This window comes from Faecalibacter rhinopitheci, from assembly GCF_015234135.1.
Classification (GTDB): domain Bacteria; phylum Bacteroidota; class Bacteroidia; order Flavobacteriales; family Weeksellaceae; genus Empedobacter; species Empedobacter rhinopitheci.
Genome location: NZ_JADGIK010000007.1, coordinates 144,782 through 165,635, shown reverse-complemented (window position 1 = coordinate 165,635; position 20,854 = coordinate 144,782). Strand labels below are relative to the sequence as shown.

The following is a 20,854-nucleotide window of genomic DNA, read 5'->3' as shown; positions in this document are numbered from 1 at the left end:
TTATTAGGTAGCTTTTTTATTGAATTGAAATTTTTTCTTTCATTCGTTGATTGAAAATATACATCAAAGGAAAGCTGCGTAAAAACATCCAAATGCCAAAAGCCATCCAAATGCCATATAATTGTAGCCCAAAGTAATCTGAGATAATTAATGTAGGAATAAACCCTAAAAAAGTAGATATAATTAAATTATTGCGGAGTAACTTGGCGTCGCCCATTCCTTTAAAGAATCCATCGAAAATATATGCTATCGTATTGATGGGTTGTAGTAGCAGAACAATCCAAAACACACTTTTAAAAACTTCTAAAACTTCATTGTTTTTATTAAATAACATACCGATTGGTTGATAAAAAATAAAGGAAATAAACACTAGAATTCCTGCAATAATTACAGAATATTTAGAGATATCCTTACTTAATAAAATAAGTTGGTTATAGTTTTTTTCTCCAATTAATCTGCCTGCCATTGCGTTACCTGCACCAGCATAACCATCCATGAAAAATGAGAAGAATAACCAAATATTCATTAATATACTTTGTGCAGCAATATATTTTCCTCCGTATCCAGTAGCATAAGAATTTGCCACGAAAAATGCCACATTTAGCGTTGCAGTACGTAAAATAAAATTAAAACTAAGTGTAAGATAAGGTTTAATTAAAGGATGAATTTTTGTTCCAATATTAAAACGAAACGGAGTATGTTTTATATAATAATAAATAGCCATTATTACCATAATAGCTTGAGCAATTAAACTAGAATATGCGGCTCCTTTAAGATATAATGCTGGTATAACCCCATTAATTCCATAAATTAGAATATAGTTTAAAATAACATGTATAACAGCTGCTGTTACTCCGCAACGCATCGCCCATACTGTATTTTGTAAACCCCGAAATGTTCCAAATAATGTAAGAGAAATTAAAGTTAGTGGAAATCCAATAGCGCGTATGGAATAATAATCCACACAATATGATAATATTAGATTGGAGGCGTTATAAAGTTTAAAAATAGGAAATGCAAAATAAACTGTTGTAAATAATAACATGAACCCAATTATACAATTGATAAGTAATGCTTGTGGAACTAATGTTTTAATTTTATCAAGTTCTTTAGCTCCATAATGTTGTGAAACAAGAGAAGAAATTGATGTTTTTGTTTGCCCTAAAATCCATAGTAAACCAGACAAGAAAGATCCTACCAATCCTACTGCTGCCAGAGATTCGATGGCATGCACTTCTAAATGCCCCACCATTGCAATATCTGTTAAAGTAATAACTGATTCAGAAATTCCAGATAATATAGCAGGAATAGCCAGTTGATTAATTTGTTTAAAGGTGATTCGCTCGTGCATTTTTAGTATGGTGCATTTTCATTAACGAAAAAACGCTGAGTAAGCATAATCCGCAGTCTAAAATTACTAACATTGATTCTTGATATAATTTCATGAATAAAAAGAAAATTAATAATCCAATAATCAGGCCTATGATAGTTTCAAATATAATTCTATTATAATGAAAAGATTTGAAAGGCAAGGATAAATTAGCAATCAAAATAAAAGCTTTCCCTATAAAATATGCATTAAACATATGAATCATATCCTCTGATACCTGATCATTATACATTAAGTAGACGTAAAGATTTAGTGAAAATATAAAAAAGGTAATAAGGAAATATGACTTTCTATAGGGCATAAAAAAAGGATGATAAGTTAATGATCATCCAATATACTATATTATTTTTCTTCTTTAAAATTTAATGAAAGAGAGTTCACGCAATATCTAAGTCCGGTTTCCGTAGGGCCATCATTAAAAACGTGTCCTAAATGTCCTCCACATGAGCCACAAAGTATTTCTGTACGAATCATACCATGTGTTTCATCCTTTACTTCAACAATTTTACCTGATTCAATTTCTTGGTCAAAACTAGGCCATCCACAATGTCCGTCAAATTTAGAAGAGGATTCAAATAATTCTTCACCACAACCTGCACATGTATAAATTCCATTTTCAAAATGCATATTATATTCTCCAGTAAATGGACGCTCAGTTGCAGATTCACGTAAAACAGCAAATTGATTTGGTGTCAATTGTTGTTTCCATTCTTCTTCACTTTTTGATATTTTATAATTTTTATCCATTATAATATGTTTTTAAAAAATTAAGCTACCCAATTATTATACGATTCAAAAGCAAGTCGTATTTCGTTTTCTGTGCAAATTACATTGTAGGTACATTCCCCAATTTTGTTTACCAAACTAAAATTGATGGCATTGTTTTTATTCTTTTTATCATGGCTCATCCACTCGATTAAATGTGGAAAAAGTGTTAAATCTATTGTACTTAATGCATAAAGACTTGCAAAACCATCACAAATTTCAAAACGTTCTTCTGCATTCAATAAGCCTTTACTTTCAGCTAAGAAAGCTTCAATAATCATTCCGATAACAATTGCTTCACCATGTAATAGTGGAAATTCAGTTTCTAAAGATTCACTTTCAATTGCATGCCCTATGGTATGACCAAAGTTTAAAATTTTGCGTAAACCTTTTTCATATGGATCTTGTTCTACAACTTGACGTTTAATCTCAATAGAGTCCATAATAAAAGGGGCTAAATCATCTGCATTATGAGATAAAAGCTGAACTAAATTATCCCAATGGTCACGATCATGAATTAAACCATGTTTCAACATCTCTGCTAAACCAGATTTTATTTGGCGTTGTTCTAAGGTTTTTAAAAATTTTGGATCAATTAAAACCATTTCTGGTTCAGTAAATGTTCCAACCATATTTTTCATTCCATGTAAATCTATCCCATTTTTTCCTCCAACAGAAGCATCTACTTGAGATAGTAATGTTGTCGGAATATTAATGAATTTAATTCCTCTTTTAAAAGTTGAAGCCATAAATCCACCCATATCTGTAATAACACCTCCACCAACATTAATAACTAAAGAGTGACGATCAGCTCCCAAATCTGCTAATGCAAGCCAAAGGTTTTCAACAGTTTCTATGTTTTTATTTTGTTCACCGGTATCTACTTCTAGAATCTCGTAAGCATATAAGTTATCTAAATCAGCTAATAAAATAGGTAAACAGTGGACATGCGTGTTTTCATCTACCAAAAAAAAGATAGATGTAAATGAATTTTCTTTTAAATATTGATCTAAAATTAGAGCAATAGTTCCAAAATGTATAGGTGCAGACTTCAAAGGGAAATTATGTTACAAAAAATGGCTATAAAAGTACGTATTCCAAGTGCCATCTACCAAAAAAATATCCACTAATTTAAATGTTTGATGAAATATATCAGATTAGAGGTTATTATGATTGTATTTATATCCTATAATATTGATATAAATTTCTAAATTTGCACGATAATAAAAAAGCAAATGAATATTATTTTATTTGACGGTGAGCAAAGAGATCATTTATTGCCATTAACTTTTACAAAACCTGTAGCAGAGTTAAGAATGGGGATTTTATCTTTTGCAGAACGTTGGGGGAAACTTCTAGGAGGTACAATTTCTTACCAGACTCAAGAATACTTAAGTGGTAAGTTTAAGATGCATTTAGAAACAGAGAATATTTTTATAAACCCTGCTTTTTTTCCATCTAATTCATTAGTAGAAGCAATTCAAAATTTAGCATTAGATCAATCAATTATTTATAACAATCAAATAATTGCAGCTAATACTTCTACTTTTGATAAAATAAACTCGCTAGAAACTATTGTTTTTTCTGAAGATTTAATTCAAATTAAATATCCTTGGGACATATTTACGCATAACTTTCATGCAATCAACTTTGATTATGATTTAGTTACTGCAAATCGTATTTCTCAACCTATATCTGATACAAATCGCGTTTTAAATCCTGAAAGAATCTTTATTGAAGAAGGAGCTAAAGTGGAATTTACTATATTAAATGCTTCAGAAGGCCCTATATATATAGGCAAAGATGCAGAAATTATGGAAGGGTCTATGATAAGAGGTAGTCTAGCTTTATGTGAACATGGTAAAATTAACATGGGAACGAAAGTTTATCCTGGTTGTACAATTGGACCTTATTGTAAAGTAGGTGGTGAAGTGAACAATGCTATTTTAATGGCATATTCAAATAAAGGACACGATGGCTTTTTAGGAAATGCAGTTATAGGAGAATGGTGTAATTTAGGAGCAGATACGAATAACTCTAACTTAAAGAATAACTATTCTGAAGTGAAAGTTTGGAATTATCCAGCCAATAGATTTATCAAAACAGGTTTACAATTTTGTGGTTTAGTGATGGGTGACTATTCCAAAGCTGCAATCAACACCCAATTTAATACTGGAACAGTTATTGGAGTGAGCGCAAATCTATTCCATGCAGGTTTTCCGCCCAATATCGTAAAACATTTTAGTTGGGGTGGTCCTAGCGATGCACCAATATTTTCCTTAGATCGTGCCTACGAGGCAGCTGAGAAGATGATGGAACGTAGAAATGTTCCTTTTACAGAAGAAGATGAAAAAATATTTAAATATATTTTTAACTTAAATAATTAACTATAAATTCATTTGACAGATAGCTAAGAATAATACTTTTAAATTAGAAATAATTAAATATTGTAGTTAATCTTTTAGAGATTGGCTAAAAAATTCTTAAATTTGCCATTTGTAAGAAAAGAATATTAGTGAAATGACTGGTAAGTATAACAACGTTTTAGAACTTGTTGGAAACACTCCACTTGTGCGTTTAAACAGAATTAACCAAGACATTCCAGGCGAGGTGTATGCCAAGTTAGAGTGTTATAATCCCGGACATTCAACCAAAGATAGGATAGCATTACATATCATAGAAGAGGCTGAGAAAAAAGGTTTATTATCTCCTGGAGCTACAATTGTAGAAACTACATCTGGGAATACTGGGTTTGCAGTGGCTATGGTTAGTATTGTTAAAGGATACAAGTGTATCTTAGCAGTGTCAGATAAAACGAAGGCAGAGAAAATCGCTTATTTAAAAGCGCTAGGTGCAAAAGTATTTATTTGTCCTGCAAATGTACCTGCAGATGATCCAAGATCATATTATGAAGTAGCAAAACGAATTGCTGCAGAAACACCAAATTCAATTTATATTAATCAGTATTTTAATCTTGGAAATACTGAGGCTCATTACTTAACAACTGGACCTGAAATTTGGGCGCAGACAGAAGGTAAAATTACACACCTTATTGGTTGTACTGGTACAGGTGGTACTCTAACTGGAAGTGGACGCTTTATTAAAGAACAAAATCCAAACGTTAAAGTAATTGCTGTTGATGCATTCGGCTCAGTTTTAAAAAAATACCATGAAACAGGAGAATTAGATCCAAATGAAATCCATCCTTATCGTATAGAAGGAATGGGTAAAAATTTGATCCCTGGTGCATTGGATTTTTCTGTTGTAGATAAATTTGTAAAAGTTACAGACGAGGAAGCAGCATATACAACAAGAGAAATTGCTCTAAAGGAAGGAATGATGGTAGGTTATACTTCTGGAGCAGCAACACAAGCCCTAAAACAATTAGCGGCAACAGGTGAGTTTGATGAAAATTCGATCGTAGCTGTATTGTTTCCAGACCATGGTTCTCGATACATTACAAAAGTTTTTAGTGATGAGTGGATGGCTGAACAAGGATTTACAAACAGTAAATTAAACGGTTTAGAGTCTAGAGCAACTGTAGAATATATTAATAAATAAAATAATAAGTAGAATCTAAATACTCATTTAGGTTCTACTTTTTTAACTTAAAATACAAGATATTTACAATGGATATTTTTGAAAGATTAAAACAAAATCCTGGTCCATTAGGACAATTTGCTGATTACGGTGAAGGTTATTATGTTTTTCCACAATTAAAGGGAGAAATTGGTCCAGTAATGGAATTTCAAGGAAAAAAAGTTATTACTTGGTCTATCAATAACTATTTAGGTCTAGCAAATCACCCAGAAGTACGTAAGGCTGATGCTGATGCAGCAGCAGAGTACGGAATGGCTTACCCAATGGGAGCTCGTGCAATGTCAGGACAAACTGATTTCCACGCACAATTAGAGCAAGAATTAGCAGATTTTGTACAAAAAGAATCTTCATATTTAATGAATTTTGGATACCAAGGTATGGTATCTACAATTGATGCATTAGTGTCTAAAAATGATGTAATCGTTTATGATGCAGAATGTCACGCTTGTATTGTTGATGGAGTTCGTTTACACTTCGGTAAGCGTTTTATTTATCAACACAATAATATCGAAAGTTTTGAAAAAACAATCAAACGTGCACGTACTTTAGCTGATAAAACAGGTGGAGGAATCTTAGTTATTACTGAAGGAGTTTTCGGTATGACAGGTAAACAAGGGATTTTGAAAGAAATCGCTGCTTACAAAGATGAGTACAAATTCAGATTATTAGTAGATGATGCACATGGTTTTGGTACTCTAGGTAAAACTGGAGCTGGAGCTGGAGAAGAGCAAGGATGTCAAGATAAAATTGATATTTACTTTTCTACTTTTGCAAAATCTATGGCTGGTTTTGGTGCATTTATCGCTGGAAATAAAGATATTATCCGTATCTTAAAATACAACTTACGTTCTCAGATTTTCGCAAAATCGTTAACAATGCCAATGGTTATTGGTGGGTTAAAGCGTTTAGAATTATTGAGAAATTCACCAGAATTAAAAGACAAATTATGGTATAATGTTGAAAAAATCCAAACTGGATTAAAAGAACGCGGATTTGATATCGGTGGTTCAGATACATGTGTTACACCGATTGTCTTACAAGGTTCTCCAATCGAAGCTACAGTATTGGCTAAAGAAATGCGTGAGGAATACGGAATTTTCGTATCAGTAGTTGTATATCCAGTAATTCCAAAAGGAATGATTATCTTCCGTATTATTCCAACAGCTGCACACGAAGATGAGCACATCGAGTATACTTTAAATTCATTTGCTGAAATTAAAGATAAATTAGCTGATGGTTATTACAAAAGAAAAGCAGAAGAATTAAATGTTGATTTCGTTCAATATTAATATCTAACAATAAAATAGATAAAGCCTTAAACATATTATTGTTTAAGGCTTTTTTTGTTAGCAATATTGTTGAAAAATTAATAAATAATTGAAAGATTTTCGTCACTTCATTTCTTATATTTGTTAATATCATATAAACACATACACAACAAACAATCAATTTTATGAAAGTGCATAATTTTAGTGCCGGACCATGTATTTTACCACAAGTCGTTTTTGAGAAAATGGCTGAAGCATGCTTAAATTTTAACAACTCAGGAACTTCAATCTTAGAAATTTCGCACCGTCGTAAAGATGCTGTAGAAGTGATAGATACAGCAAGAGCTTTAGTAAAGGAATTAATGAATGTTCCTGATTCTCATGATGTTCTTTTTATGCAAGGTGGAGCTTCATTACAATTTCCAACTGTAGCATATAATTTATTAAAAGAAGGAGGTAAAGCAGCATATTTAGATTCAGGTAAATGGGCAGCTAATGCAATCAAAGAAGCAAAACGTTTTGGAGATATAGAAGTTGTGGCTTCATCTAAAGCAGATAATTATAATCATGTGCCAAAAGGATACGAAATCCCTACTGATGTAGATTATTTTCACTGTACTTCTAATAACACGATTTTTGGTACACAAATGAAGGAATTCCCTACAGCAAATGTACCGTTAGTGTGTGACATGTCTTCGGATATTTTATCTAAACATGTAGATGTGTCTCAATTTGGAGTAATCTATGCAGGTGCACAAAAAAATATGGGACCAGCAGGTTCAGCAGTTGCAATTGTTCAAAAAGATTTATTAGGAAAAACAGGTCGTAATATTCCAGATTACTTAAATTATGCAACACATATTGCCAAGGAATCATCATTTAATACATGGCCTGTAATAGCAGTTTATGGTGTAATGGAAAACTTAAAATGGCTAAAAGAGCAAGGTGGAGTAGAGGCTATTGCTAAAATAAATACAGCAAAAGCTGAAACTATGTATGCTGAGATAGATCGTAATGGATTATTCACAGGTACAGCTAACGTAGAAGATCGCTCACAAATGAATGCGACTTTCGTATTGAATAAGGAAGAGTTAAAAGCAGAGTTTGATGCTTTATTAAAAGAAGCTGGTGTTGTTTCTTTAGCTGGTCACCGAGATGTTGGTGGTTACCGTGCATCAATGTATAATGCACTACCTTTAGAATCTGTTCAGGTTTTAGTTGAAGTAATGAAACAATTTGAACAAAAATTCGGATAAATTTATATGTATTAAGTACAATTTTTATCTGTAATACTTAATACTTTTTACAACTTACATTTTACAAAAAAAATAATGAAAATATTAGCAAACGACGGAATCTCTAAAGCAGGACAAGAAGCATTAGAAGCAAAAGGTTTCGAAGTAATTACAACACATGTTGCACAAGAACAATTAGCTAACTACATCAATGAGAAAGGTGTGGAAGTTTTATTAGTACGTTCAGCAACAAAAGTTCGTCAAGATTTAATTGATGCAACTCATTTAAAAATGATTGGGCGTGGTGGAGTAGGAATGGATAACATTGATGTTACTTATGCACGCGAAAAAGGTATTCAGGTTATCAATACACCAGCATCATCGTCACAATCAGTAGCAGAATTTGTTTATGCGCATATTTTCTCAATTGTTAGAAACTTACACAACTCTAACCGTAATATGCCATTAGAAGGTGATACAAACTTTAATGGATTAAAGAAAGCATATGCAAAAGCGTATGAACTACGTGGTAAAACAATGGGTGTTGTAGGTTTTGGACGTATTGGAGTAGAAGTGATTAAAATCGCAATTGGATTAGGAATGAATGTGATCGTATACGATAAATTCCCAGCAACACGCGAAATTGAACTGGATTTCTTTGATGGTCAAAAATTAACTTTCACAGTAGTTTCAACAGATTTTGAAGAAGTAATTACAAAAGCAGATTTCATTACATTACACGTTCCTGCACAAGATGGGTACATCATCGGAGAGAAGGAATTAGCAAAAATGAAAGACGGTGTTGTAATTGTTAATACTGCTCGTGGAGGAGTAATTGACGAAAAAGCATTAGCAGATGCAATTGAAACTGGTAAGGTTTTAGGAGCTGGTTTAGATGTGTTTGAAAAAGAACCACAACCAGAAATGGGATTATTAATGAACGAAAGTTTATCTTTGTCTCCACATATTGCTGGTTCAACTGAGGAAGCACAAAGCAGAATTGGTACTGAATTGGCTGCGCAAATAGCAGATTTTTACGGAGTATAGTTCATAAATTTTAAATCAACCAATGCCACAATTTAGACCTTTTAAAGGGATACGCCCAACGGAAGAAACTGTTCAAGATTTTGTTACTAAATCAATAGATCGTTATTCTGTGGAAGAATTACAAGAAAATATTAAGACTAGAAATCATTCATTTTTACATGTTATTGAGCCTACTTGGGATCAATCCATTGAAGATATTTCGGTTCGTTTTTCTAAAGTAAGAAATAATTTAGAGGACTATATTGATCAAAAGGTTTTGGTACAAGATAAATCATCATTTTATATTTATCAAGTCGTACAGCCCAATGGTCGAAAAACTAAAGGGTTACTAGGTTTAGTGAATATCAATGATTATAATGCAAATACAATTAAAAAACACGAAGAAACAATTGATCGTCGTGTTGAATTATTTGCAAATTATTTGAAAGGTGCACAATTTCATGCAGAGCCAGTTCTTTTAACGCATAAGCCTGCGCAAAGAGTAGATTTGTTATTAGAAGCTGAAATGAAACGTAAACCTACATTAACATTAGTTGATACGGATAATGTAGAGCATTCCCTTTGGCGAATTGATAACCGTCTAAATTTAAAACAGTTTAAGGATTCTATTGAAAAATTAGAGGAAATATATATTGCAGACGGCCATCATCGTATGGAATCTTCCTCTCAATATACTGCACAAGCTGCAGCAGATAGTGGAGAAAAAGTGTATGGAGACGAAACGTTTAACTATACCTTAGCAATGTTGGTATCGCACGATGAGTTAATAATAAATGACTATAATCGTGTCGTAAAAGATTTAAATGGTTTATCTAAAGAAGATTTTATTCAGAAAATTGAAGAATATTTTGAAGTGATTCCAAAAGGTAACGAACAATTTTTACCTACAAAAAAGCATCATATTTTAATGTATATTGATAACGAATTTTATAGTCTTTATACAAAATCATTGGATAATGAAGTAAAAGGGTTAAAAGAATTAGATACCTATATATTTGAACAACATTTACTAAAACCAATTCTTAATATTCATGATACACGAAATGATAAAAGAATAGGATTTGTACATGGTACAAAAGATTTAAAAGGAATAGAAACTTTGAAAGCAAAAGTAGATACTGGAGAATATGTTGCAGGATTTGCATTTTATCCTGTAAGTGTAGCAGATTTGCAATTGATTTCAGATTTAGGTTTAAAGATGCCTCCAAAATCCACATACATTGAGCCCAAACCATTAAGTGGATTTGCAGTATTTGACTTGAAAGATTAGAATGATGAGTATTAGAGAAAATTTAAATTATATACAAAAAACAATTCCCTCTACTGTAACATTGGTTGCAGTATCTAAAACTAAACCTGTAGCTGATTTGCAAGAAGCTTACGACGCTGGCATTCGTGATTTTGGTGAAAATAAAATCCAAGAAATGTGTGATAAATACGAAGCTTTACCTAAAGACATTCGTTGGCACATGATTGGGCATGTCCAAACCAATAAAGTGAAATATATGGCACCATTTGTACATTTAATTCACGGGGTGGATAGTTTAAAATTACTAAAAGAAATCAATAAACAAGCAGAGAAAAATAGCCGAGTAATCAATGTTTTACTACAGATTTTTATTGCTGATGAGGAAACTAAATTTGGATTAGATGCAAAAGAATTAGACGCTATTTTGTCAACTGAAATTCAACAATTACACAATGTAAAAGTGGTTGGATTAATGGGGATGGCAACTTTTACAGATGATGAAAATCAGGTACGAGAAGAATTTAAATCTTTAAAACAATTATTTAATCTACATCAACCTCATCATCAAGATTTACAGATTATTTCGATGGGAATGAGCGGAGATTACCAGATGGCAATAGAGGAAGGTAGTACTATGGTACGTATCGGAAGTTCTATTTTTGGACACCGTAATTATAACATATAAATTGTTTAATATATAATAAAAAAAAATCCTGAAGCATTGCTTCAGGATTTTTTTTTATCCTTTTCCACCCGAACCACCACTTTGTTCTTGGTTGGATTTTGAACGCTCAATATTAAATTGTTTTCCGAAATTATACGTTAATCCAATACGATAAGTTCTGAATGCTTCGCTCGTAAAGGAAGAATATATATTATTTGTATAAGAAGAATAGGTTACATTTCTATTCTCGAATAGGTTATTAATATTGAGAGATAATTGTAATTTTTTATTGAATAATAAGGCTCTAAATCCTAAATTATGTCGCATAAAATCGTCATAAGAATCCATATCTTGATCACTTCCTGATGTTTGATATGAAAAGGAGTAATTGGCAAATAACGTTTTTTTCTTGTTTAATTCTAGATTGTTTGTCAATTGGAATTCACCATTTATCCCATCTAATACATAGTTTCTTTCCGGAATTGTACCAGTAGTTTTTATGTAATAAACATCAGCACTCGCATTAATTTTCCACCATTTTAAAGGTTTTATATTAATATTTTCACTTACTCCGATACTGTAGGTTTTACCAAAATTATAAAGTTTATCAATAGTAATTTGAGTATCAGCATCACTGAACGAGATATTTGTAGTTAAATCACTTGTATGTCTGTAATAAATACTTGTAACGCTTAGGTCTTTATACGCATACTCAAATTCTAAGTTTTGTGAGTAGGACGGGACTAAATCTAAATTTCCCTGTGAATAGGTGTAATCGTTAATTTTAATCAGCATTGGATTTAGACTCCATAACATCGGGCGATCTACACGTCTGCTGTAATTTAAACTTAATGAATGATTTTCTGCCGGTTCATACATAAGATATGCCGTTGGGAAAAGACCGTCATATGTTTTTTTAAAATCAATATTTTGTTCGTTAGATTTACCATTTACATCCGCATGCTCATATCGCAAACCTAATTTAGCAGTCCATTTATCGTTAAATTGTTTTTCGATCGAATAATATAATGCATATATGTTTTCCTGGTAAGTAATCGCATATTTGTAGCTAGGGTCTTCTATGAAAGGAGTATTACCTAATCTAAATAAACGATTATTATTTGCCGTATCATTACCAAAACGTAAACGCGTCCCATAATTCATCTTCCAAGAATTAATAGGATGTTCCATATCAATACTTACATTATACCGATTAGCTTCTAAGTCTGTAATGGTTTCATTGCCTTGGTCCTTGTTGTTTATAGGAATATTATCGGCGTTAAATTCATTAGAATTTACCATATTATGGGAAAGATTTGAATTATTAGAATAATCAAAATCAAAAGTTAGCTTTTTGCCTTCTTCATTAAATTTTTGAATTATATGATAATTAAATCCTACGTAACTCCAATCCCAGCTTGTACCTTTATTATCATTAAAAATGTATCTGTCTAAATTTTTATCTGGTTGATTAAAAATATTGGTTCTATACGACGATTCGTTTGTGCCTTTACCGTTCGATAGATCAAGATTAAATCCTGTGATTAATTTTTTATTCAGTTGATAATCGATACCAATTCCACCGCCTAAATATTTATTTTTGTTTTGATTATTTACTTTTGATTCCCAGTAAGTTGTGGGATAGATAATTTCTGATCGGTTGTGGTTTTTCCATTCGCCATTCCCATTATATAAACGAGAAGTAAATGTCCATTTGTCTTTTCTAAAATTTAAATTCGCATTATGATTAAAGCTATCTGCCAATGCTCTCGAATATGAAGTGGATAAACTTCCATTAATACTCTCATCTTTTGCAGTTTTAGTTACAATATTTATCACACCACTGTTTCCTGATGCATCGTATTTTGCAGGCGGATTTGTTATAATCTCTATTTTCTCGATATCTTCAGTGCGAATGGTTTTTAGATAGTTAGCTAATTGCGTCTGATCCATTTGCATTAACCGATCATTAATCATTACAGTAACACTTCCTTTCCCAATAATTGAAACTGCATCCGTGCTTTCATCTACTTTAATACGAGGAGCAAGACGTAGTGCATCTAACGCATTTCCACCCTTAGCGCCTTCAGCCAAATCAGGATTAAATATTAATCGATCTACCTTTTTTTCAATGAGTTTTTTCTGACCAGTAACAACAGTTTCTTTCAGAGTAATGTTTTCTTGGTTAGGAAGTACAATCACACCAATTTCCTTATCACCTGCTATTAAAATTGATTGAGTGTGTAATGCAATACCACTTTCCTCAATTCGTAAGATATAATTTCCATTTTCAAGAAAAGTTTTAAAAATCCCATTTTCATCTGTAGAAACTTCATCTATAATTTTATTATCAGTTAAGAGAATAACATCTACATAAGGCGCGGGAGATTGATCTTGTTGGAGAATAATACCTTTTACTTCTTGTTGACTATAGGAATGGATAGCGAATAAAGTAAATATAGGAAATATGTATTTTTTCATCTTTTAGTGTTATTTACTAATAAGACGTATATTAATTTAAAAAGTTACATCGATTTAAGTAGATATTTTAAAAATAATTTAAATCAAATCATAAAACAGTAGAAATACTTCATATGTTTTAGATAGATTTTTAATTTTTGTTCACAGATATATTCTATAAATTTATTACCTCGAACCCACATAATAGTGTATTATAATAATTATGGAGACACTTTCTACTCAACGTATTCGTTTAGAGATTATTCAAGAACATCATTACGAACCATTAAAGAAATATGTTTTAGACGAAAACCTTTGGACTTACTCTACAATACGAATTAAAACTGAAGCAGATTTTAAAAAATATTTCAACCAAGCACTTCGTTTAACGAAACAAACTACGCAACGTGCATTTGTTGTTTTTGATACGAGTATACAAGAATATGTAGGGATGACCAGATTATATGCATTTGATTCCACGAACAAATCTACAAAAATAGGGTTTACGTGGTATGCGCCACTTGTGCAAGGAACCGGAATTAATTTGCATTGTAAATATTTGATTTTAAATTTAGCTTTTGAGGAATTAGATATTGAAAGAGTTGAACTAAATGCTGATAATAGAAATATAAGAAGCATTGCAGCAATGAAAAAAATAGGTTTTCAACAAGAAGGAATCTTACGAAAAAATATTTATTTACCAGATGGGCATAAAAGAGATACTATAGTATTTAGTATGTTGAGTAATGAATGGAAATCCCTTTATAAGAAGGAATTGGAAGCTAAAATTAAGCCTTAATATTTTAGACAGAAATTATATCTTATATTCTTTAAAATTTTAATTAAAGCATTGTAAATTTGAAGTATGAAAGCAAAATTTGAACCTTACGTTTTAAAATTTAAACGACCTGGAGGAACATCAAGAGGTGTTTTGACAGAAAAATTAACGTATTTATTGAAAATTGAAGATGATGGAACAGAATACATTGGTGAGTGCGGTTTATTTCAAGGTTTAAGCGCAGATGATCGTGCGGGATACGAAGAAAAGTTACAATGGGTTTGTGATCATATCGAACTTGGTGTACAAGAACTTTGGAATCAATTACGCGAGTGGCCATCAATTCAATTCGGAATAGAACAAGCTTTCCAAGCATTAAGTTACAATAGATACAAGGACGAATATAATGATCCTTATAATCCTGATTTATTCGAATCTGCCTTTAAAGGTGGTGAAAAAGGAATGAAAATTAATGGACTAATTTGGATGGGTGATGTTGAATTTATGCGTGAACAAATTCAAGAAAAATTAGCGCAAGGTTTTCATTGTATAAAAATTAAGATCGGATCTAATTGGGAATCTGAATATGAAATCTTAAAACAATTAAGAGAAGAATTTTCTGCTGAGCAATTAGAATTACGTGTTGATGCAAATGGTGGATTTTCATTTGAAGAAGCTAAACAAGTATTACAACAATTAGCAGAATTAAAAATTCATTCTATAGAACAGCCTATAAAAGCTGGAAATATTAATCAAATGGCTGAATTATGTGCTTCTACACCAACGCCTATTGCTTTAGACGAAGAATTAATTGGAGTTTTTGATAAACAAGATAAATTAGATTTAATTGCAAAAATAAAACCTCAATATGTAATCCTAAAACCGAGTTTGATAGGAGGGATTAGAGGTTCTTTAGAGTGGATAGAGGCTTGTGATATGAATGGAATTGATTTTTGGGTAACTTCAGCTTTAGAAAGTAATATAGGATTGAATGCAATTGCACAATGGACTGCAATATTATACCCGGAGATGCCTCAAGGTTTAGGAACGGGTGGACTTTTTACAAATAATTTCCCTACTCGTTTAGAAGTTAGAGGAGAGCATTTATTCAGAAATAAAATTTAATGAAAAATTTAATATTTATAACAGCTTTACTTTTGTTGTTTACAAGTTGTGCTACAAAAACAGTAAATCAATTATCACCGATTGAGAAATATCAAAGTGAATTGGTCGAATTTTATTCGAATCCAAAAACATCTCCTTTAAATGAAGAAGAAAAATCAATTTTTAAAGGAATTACTTTTTTCCCAATTGATGAGAAATATAAAGTAGAAGCCGAATTTACTCCTATAGACGATGGTAATGTTATTCCATTTCCTACTTCAGCTGGGAAAACTAAATATTATAAAAAATATGGTCTGGCTAGATTCTTTATAGATGGAAAAGAACAGGTGCTTACGTTGTACCAATCTAGTCCAGTAGTGGAAGAATATCTAGATCATCTATTTTTACCATTTACAGATGATACAAACGGAAATACAACTTATGGTGGTGGACGTTATATAGATTTATCTATTAAAGATATTATAAACAACAACGGAAAGGTAATTATTGACTTTAACCAAGCTTATAACCCTTACTGTGCCTATAGCAAACGTTATAATTGTCCTATCCCTCCAGGAAATAACTCGTTGGATATTGAGATTAACGCTGGCGTAACCTATCAAAAATAATATGATTGTATTAGATTTTTCACAGCCTTCTTTTTCATTAGATTCTATTTTGCCTAAAAATGATTTTGAGCAATCAATAAAAGATTTTTTAAGCAATTGGTATAATGACTCTGAGTACATGACGGCCCAAACTTCAGGATCTACAGGAACACCAAAACCTATACAATTAACCAAAGAAAACATGCGTAAAAGTGCACGTATGACGTGTAAATATTTACGTTTATCAAAAGGTGATACAGCCTTACTAGCCATGCCAGTAACATACATTGCGGGTAAATTGATGTTGATAAGAGCGATTGAGATTGGTTTGAAATTAATTTGTATTAATCCTGTAGCTCATTTAGATTGGAAGGATTTTGAACCTAAATTTAAATCCATTGCATTTGCTGCACTTACACCTATGCAAGTAGAAAAATCAATAGAATTTGTTTCGCATTGCGAGAAATTAATAATTGGTGGTGCGCCTTTATCGGAAAAGGTAAAAAAAGAATTATACGGATTAAACAATGAAGTTTATGAGACGTATGCAATGACAGAAACCATTACGCATATAGCTTTTAAACAAGTCAAAAATCAAAAATATAAACAAGTCAATCCGTATTTTGAGGCTTTTGACGAAGTTAGAATCTCTCAAGATGATAGAGATTGTTTAGTTATCCAAACGCCATATGATGGACTTGTAGTTACTACAAACGATATTGTAAAGTTAATCGATGATAGAAATTTTATTTGGTTAGGTCGAGCAGATAATGTGATTAATTCTGGTGGAATAAAATTATTTCCTGAACAGATAGAGAATATTTTAAAACCATTTATCAATGCAGATTTTTTTATTTCTTCAAAACCAGATGAGGTTTTAGGAAATAAATTGGTATTAGTTATCGAAGGACCTCATCATACAATTGACCTTACAACTGTCGGATTATCAAAATATCAAATACCCAAAGAAATTATATTTTATGATAAATTTCCTCGTACAGAGAGTGGAAAAATACAACGTAATAAAATAAGTTTTTAAAATATAGAGATTCATTATGAATCTCTATATTTTTATAAAGTAATTAAAATCTATTGCATAAAATTTACAATAATGTGTTGTTAATTTTCTACATTAACAACGTTTATGAAAAATAAGACGATTATGGTCTGGACGGATATTAATCAAAAATTTAATGATGCTTTTTTTATGATGCTGGACGACCAGAAGAAAAAACAAGCATTTCCAATTTGGAAGAATTTCACTTTCAGAAATCATCCTATTGATCAATTACATGCAGCCCACAAAAAAATTGACGAAGTTATTGCAGAAGCACCTACATTTAGTAAAGCTCTGTTCCTAAAAGCAATTGTGCAACGAAATCTAAATTACAACGAAGAATCTATTTTATATCTACACCAAGCTAAGGAAAATGATATGTTTCTGTATGCTTGTAATATATATCTGGCGGAATATTATATTTATAAATTAAAATTTGAAGAAGCTTTAAATTATTTAGAAGAAATCATTGCCATTTATCCACAGAATAAAAGAGTAAATTTACTCTTAACATTAGTGAATATGGAACTTTTTCATTTCGAAGAAGCCAAAAAATACATCAATATACTTTATCAGCTCTCAGATAATAAATTTATCATTAATCTCTTAAATCAGAATCTTAACATTACAGAAGGAATAGTAGAGAAAACGCCTAATAAATTATTGCTTAAAAATTTTAAATTAAAAAGTTTTAATTATAATCTACAATTGAAAACCAACTTAATTAATTACTTCAAAAAATATATTGAGTTAGGAATTAATTACGATACAATAGGTTGTTTTATCAATGGGCTTATACTAAAAAACATTACGGTGTATCCTACTTTTAATTCTTTTAATGATTATAATGTTAATACGATTTTAAACTATTTAAAAATAGAAGAAAATCAGGTAATTATGTTGATTGATTCTATAGATTTTGAAAATGATTTTGTTAAATCTTATGATGAATACCGAGAAGTTGAGCAATTAATGAAAGAGGATTTATAGGTTTTTATACATTTGCAAAAATTAGAGCGATGAACAAAGTATCAGATAAGGAAGAAATTTTAGATAATGTTGAGGTATTTTTAGAGGGTTTAGAATTAGGAACGGATAATGAAAAAGAAATTGGATTACAATTAATTAAAACGTCTCAAGTATTTTTAGTCATACAATCAGAAGATATCAACATATTCGTACCAAGTTCATTCATTGGCTATGTAGATCAAAATTTTGAAGTATTTGATAGTAAAATTCATACAGAAGAGACTGTAATAGATTCAATTTCACAAGCATTAGGATCTACACCAAAAATCGATAAAACAATGGACGAATTATTTTTAGACTTTTGTGATGAGTTAGCAATCAATAGAAATGATGTAGGTATATCACGTGAATATTGGATTATCAAGAGTTTTTAGTAGAATATAAAATTATAGGTGCCATTAGGCACTTTTTTTATACCTCAAAATTCACCTTTTATAACCGCATGAGCTTATTTGAATTTTAGATAAATAATGATAAATAAATAATCTTAAACTTTGTTAAAAAAAGCTCCTGATTAAGTTATACCATTACATTTGCGCAAATTTAAATATGAAAAAAATATTATTAGGATTAGGAGTTGTTGTTGCATTTGCAAGTTGTACAACAAATCAACCAACTGGTACTGTAGGAACAATTACTAAAGTTGCTCAAATTACATCAGCTATTTCTGAAATTTCTAGTTTATTGGGTGGTTTAAACTTAACTAATTCTCAAACTTCAATTGTTAAATCAGCATTAACTAATTATATTTCTAACTACAACAAAGTAGATACTACAAAAAGTGGTTACCAATCTGTTTTGGAAGGATACAAAACAAAAGCCTTAACAGATATTAAAACAGGAATTGGTGAATCTAAATACGGAGAATTCTTATCAACGTTAAAAACAGCTACTAATAAAGCACAAAATACAACTGTATCAGACGTAACATTAGGCGTTATTGCTAGTTTAGTAAAATAATTATACAATTACTGCTTATATAAATTAAAAAGCTACTTCATAAACTGGAGTAGCTTTTTTTATATTCAGAATTTTTAAGAAAATAACTTTAACATTATTTAATGAATGTTAATGAGAACAACAGCAATATTTTATGTAATTTAAAGGAACCAACTTAAAAATAAACTATGGCTGTAAAAGTAATTCGAAAAGACATCTATTTTAAACCTGATTTTACACGTGTATTGGCACGTTTTTTTAATTTAGGCGAAGAACGAAGTAGCAAGATAATAACACGAATTTTCCGTCTATCTCCTAAGGAAAGAGAAAGTACCTTAAACAGAATTTTACGTAATTATGCTGGTAGGCACCGTAGTATAGTAACCGTTTTTGAAAAGAATGCCAATCATGTCCGATCAATTATTGAAAATTTAGGATACGAGTGGAATAAAATTCAATTACATGATAAACTTCTAATTGGAGCATATTTTACCATGGAATATTCCATAGAATCAGCCGCATTCTTCAACCCATCGATTGTAGAAGATTGTGACCAAAGCTACTTAGATAGAGGACAAAAAAGAGTAATTCTTAGTTTTCGTGCTACTGGAGAAGGGCATGTGTCATCATTAGTTTTTAGAGATGGTATTATAGATGAAAATTTTGATATACATTTAGAAAAAGTGGGGGATAAGCTAGAGAAACCTCGCCACATGAAAAGCCACCGTTATAAAAAGGAAAACTTCATGAAAAAATTAAACGATTTACATGAAGTTACAGATAAATTCAAGAAAATTATTGATCAAAAATTACCTGATACTTTTCTTTTTGAAGAAATTAAACGATTTATAGAGGAAATTAAAAGTGATAATGGACTTACTCCAGAAGAAATTGTAATGCTCAATCAAATGTATTGGATTGCTTCATCTCATTACGACATTAGTTTCTCTTTAGATACTTTAATTTCAGAACGTGTAATTTTTCCTTTAGCTGATACAGAAAAAAATGGAATAGAAGATGCCAGATTTGTAAGATTCGTAGAAGATAATGGAGAGATAATTTACTACGCAACTTATACTGCATATGATGGTCGCAGTATATTACCTAAACTATTAATTACCAAAGATTTTATATCGTTTAAAACCATGCCATTGCACGGAAGTATAGCCAATAAAGGTGCTGCTTTGTTTCCCCGAAAAATAAATGGTAAATATGCTATGCTTTGTCGTGTTGATGGAGAAAATAATTTCATCGCTTTTTCAGATTCAATCAATGTTTGGAGAGATGAAGTTATTCTATTAAGAGAACCACAATTACCATGGGAATTTGTACAATTAGGGAACTGTGGCTCACCGATAGAAACGGATAAAGGATGGTTAGTTATTACGCATTCTGTAGGGCCAATGCGAGAATATGTGATTAACGCAAGTTTATTAGATTTAAATGATCCAACCAAACCAATAGGAAAATTAACCGAACCTCTTATACGCCCTAATGCGTTAGAAAGGGAAGGTTATGTACCAAATGTGGTCTATTCATGTGGCTCTATTGTACACAATGGCCATTTAATCATTCCTTACGCCATGTCAGATTATGCATCTACCTATGCGGTAGTTAACTTAGATGAATTGTTACAAGAAATCCTTACCAATCAATAGTTA

General features: G+C 31.1%; 19 protein-coding genes. 15 read left to right on the top strand and 4 right to left on the bottom strand.

Annotated elements, in window-relative coordinates; genetic code table 11:
* Positions 1 to 16: 16 nt before the first annotated feature.
* The 3 genes from IM532_RS11385 to aroB all read right to left on the bottom strand — a co-directional run bounded on the left by IM532_RS11385 (position 17) and on the right by aroB (position 3,210).
* Positions 17 to 1,351 carry an MATE family efflux transporter gene (locus IM532_RS11385; RefSeq protein WP_194183573.1) on the bottom strand — a complete coding sequence of 445 codons (1,335 nt, stop codon included), beginning with the start codon at positions 1,349 to 1,351 and terminating at the stop codon, positions 17 to 19.
* A gap of 381 nt (positions 1,352 to 1,732) precedes the next feature.
* Entirely contained in the window at positions 1,733 to 2,137 is a 405-nt protein-coding gene (gene msrB / locus IM532_RS11380) for a peptide-methionine (R)-S-oxide reductase MsrB (protein ID WP_194183572.1), read from the bottom strand.
* Between the two features lie 20 nt (positions 2,138 to 2,157).
* Positions 2,158 to 3,210, bottom strand: a complete 1,053-nt coding sequence (gene aroB, locus IM532_RS11375; RefSeq protein WP_194183571.1) for a 3-dehydroquinate synthase — start codon at positions 3,208 to 3,210, stop codon at positions 2,158 to 2,160.
* Between the two features lie 180 nt (positions 3,211 to 3,390).
* Between aroB and IM532_RS11370 the strand changes: the two genes are divergently transcribed.
* The 7 genes from IM532_RS11370 to IM532_RS11340 all read left to right on the top strand — a co-directional run bounded on the left by IM532_RS11370 (position 3,391) and on the right by IM532_RS11340 (position 11,239).
* Complete coding sequence (locus IM532_RS11370) at positions 3,391 to 4,542, top strand: GlmU family protein (protein ID WP_194183570.1); 1,152 nt, start codon at positions 3,391 to 3,393, stop codon at positions 4,540 to 4,542.
* Positions 4,543 to 4,675: 133 nt separating this feature from the next.
* Entirely contained in the window at positions 4,676 to 5,716 is a 1,041-nt protein-coding gene (locus IM532_RS11365) for a PLP-dependent cysteine synthase family protein (RefSeq protein ID WP_194183569.1), read from the top strand.
* A gap of 68 nt (positions 5,717 to 5,784) precedes the next feature.
* The gene (locus IM532_RS11360; protein WP_194183568.1) at positions 5,785 to 7,044 is read left to right on the top strand and encodes an aminotransferase class I/II-fold pyridoxal phosphate-dependent enzyme; all 1,260 of its coding nucleotides are present in this window, start codon (positions 5,785 to 5,787) and stop codon (positions 7,042 to 7,044) included.
* A 164-nt stretch (positions 7,045 to 7,208) separates the two neighbouring features.
* Positions 7,209 to 8,279, top strand: a complete 1,071-nt coding sequence (gene serC / locus IM532_RS11355; protein ID WP_194183567.1) for a 3-phosphoserine/phosphohydroxythreonine transaminase — start codon at positions 7,209 to 7,211, stop codon at positions 8,277 to 8,279.
* 75 nt (positions 8,280 to 8,354) lie between these two features.
* The gene (locus IM532_RS11350; RefSeq protein ID WP_194183566.1) at positions 8,355 to 9,305 is read left to right on the top strand and encodes a D-2-hydroxyacid dehydrogenase; all 951 of its coding nucleotides are present in this window, start codon (positions 8,355 to 8,357) and stop codon (positions 9,303 to 9,305) included.
* A 22-nt stretch (positions 9,306 to 9,327) separates the two neighbouring features.
* Positions 9,328 to 10,575, top strand: a complete 1,248-nt coding sequence (locus IM532_RS11345) for a DUF1015 domain-containing protein (protein ID WP_194183565.1) — start codon at positions 9,328 to 9,330, stop codon at positions 10,573 to 10,575.
* Positions 10,576 to 10,579: 4 nt separating this feature from the next.
* On the top strand, positions 10,580 to 11,239 hold the full coding sequence (locus IM532_RS11340; protein WP_194183564.1) for a YggS family pyridoxal phosphate-dependent enzyme: 660 nt from the start codon (positions 10,580 to 10,582) through the stop codon (positions 11,237 to 11,239).
* Between the two features lie 54 nt (positions 11,240 to 11,293).
* Here IM532_RS11340 and IM532_RS11335 read toward each other — a convergent pair whose 3' ends face one another.
* Positions 11,294 to 13,699 carry an outer membrane beta-barrel family protein gene (locus tag IM532_RS11335; RefSeq protein WP_194183563.1) on the bottom strand — a complete coding sequence of 802 codons (2,406 nt, stop codon included), beginning with the start codon at positions 13,697 to 13,699 and terminating at the stop codon, positions 11,294 to 11,296.
* A gap of 202 nt (positions 13,700 to 13,901) precedes the next feature.
* Between IM532_RS11335 and IM532_RS11330 the strand changes: the two genes are divergently transcribed.
* The 8 genes from IM532_RS11330 to IM532_RS11295 all read left to right on the top strand — a co-directional run bounded on the left by IM532_RS11330 (position 13,902) and on the right by IM532_RS11295 (position 20,851).
* Positions 13,902 to 14,477: a GNAT family N-acetyltransferase gene (locus IM532_RS11330; RefSeq protein WP_194183562.1), complete on the top strand. Its 576-nt coding sequence runs from the start codon at positions 13,902 to 13,904 to the stop codon at positions 14,475 to 14,477.
* Between the two features lie 66 nt (positions 14,478 to 14,543).
* Entirely contained in the window at positions 14,544 to 15,581 is a 1,038-nt protein-coding gene (locus IM532_RS11325) for an o-succinylbenzoate synthase (protein WP_194183561.1), read from the top strand.
* Positions 15,581 to 16,189, top strand: coding sequence for a DUF1684 domain-containing protein (locus tag IM532_RS11320; protein ID WP_194183560.1), 609 nt, complete (start codon positions 15,581 to 15,583; stop codon positions 16,187 to 16,189). Before IM532_RS11325 ends, IM532_RS11320 begins: the two co-directional genes overlap by 1 nt.
* Before the next feature lies 1 nt (position 16,190).
* Complete coding sequence (locus IM532_RS11315; RefSeq protein WP_194183559.1) at positions 16,191 to 17,207, top strand: AMP-binding protein; 1,017 nt, start codon at positions 16,191 to 16,193, stop codon at positions 17,205 to 17,207.
* Between the two features lie 105 nt (positions 17,208 to 17,312).
* Entirely contained in the window at positions 17,313 to 18,215 is a 903-nt protein-coding gene (locus tag IM532_RS11310) for a tetratricopeptide repeat protein (RefSeq protein WP_194183558.1), read from the top strand.
* Positions 18,216 to 18,244: 29 nt separating this feature from the next.
* A complete protein-coding gene (locus IM532_RS11305) occupies positions 18,245 to 18,628 on the top strand; it encodes a hypothetical protein (protein ID WP_194183557.1) in 384 nt (127 codons plus the stop codon).
* A gap of 175 nt (positions 18,629 to 18,803) precedes the next feature.
* Positions 18,804 to 19,214 (top strand): hypothetical protein, encoded by a 411-nt coding sequence (locus IM532_RS11300; protein WP_194183556.1) that lies wholly within the window; start codon positions 18,804 to 18,806, stop codon positions 19,212 to 19,214.
* Between the two features lie 167 nt (positions 19,215 to 19,381).
* On the top strand, positions 19,382 to 20,851 hold the full coding sequence (locus tag IM532_RS11295; RefSeq protein WP_194183555.1) for a glycoside hydrolase family 130 protein: 1,470 nt from the start codon (positions 19,382 to 19,384) through the stop codon (positions 20,849 to 20,851).
* Positions 20,852 to 20,854: the final 3 nt, after the last annotated feature.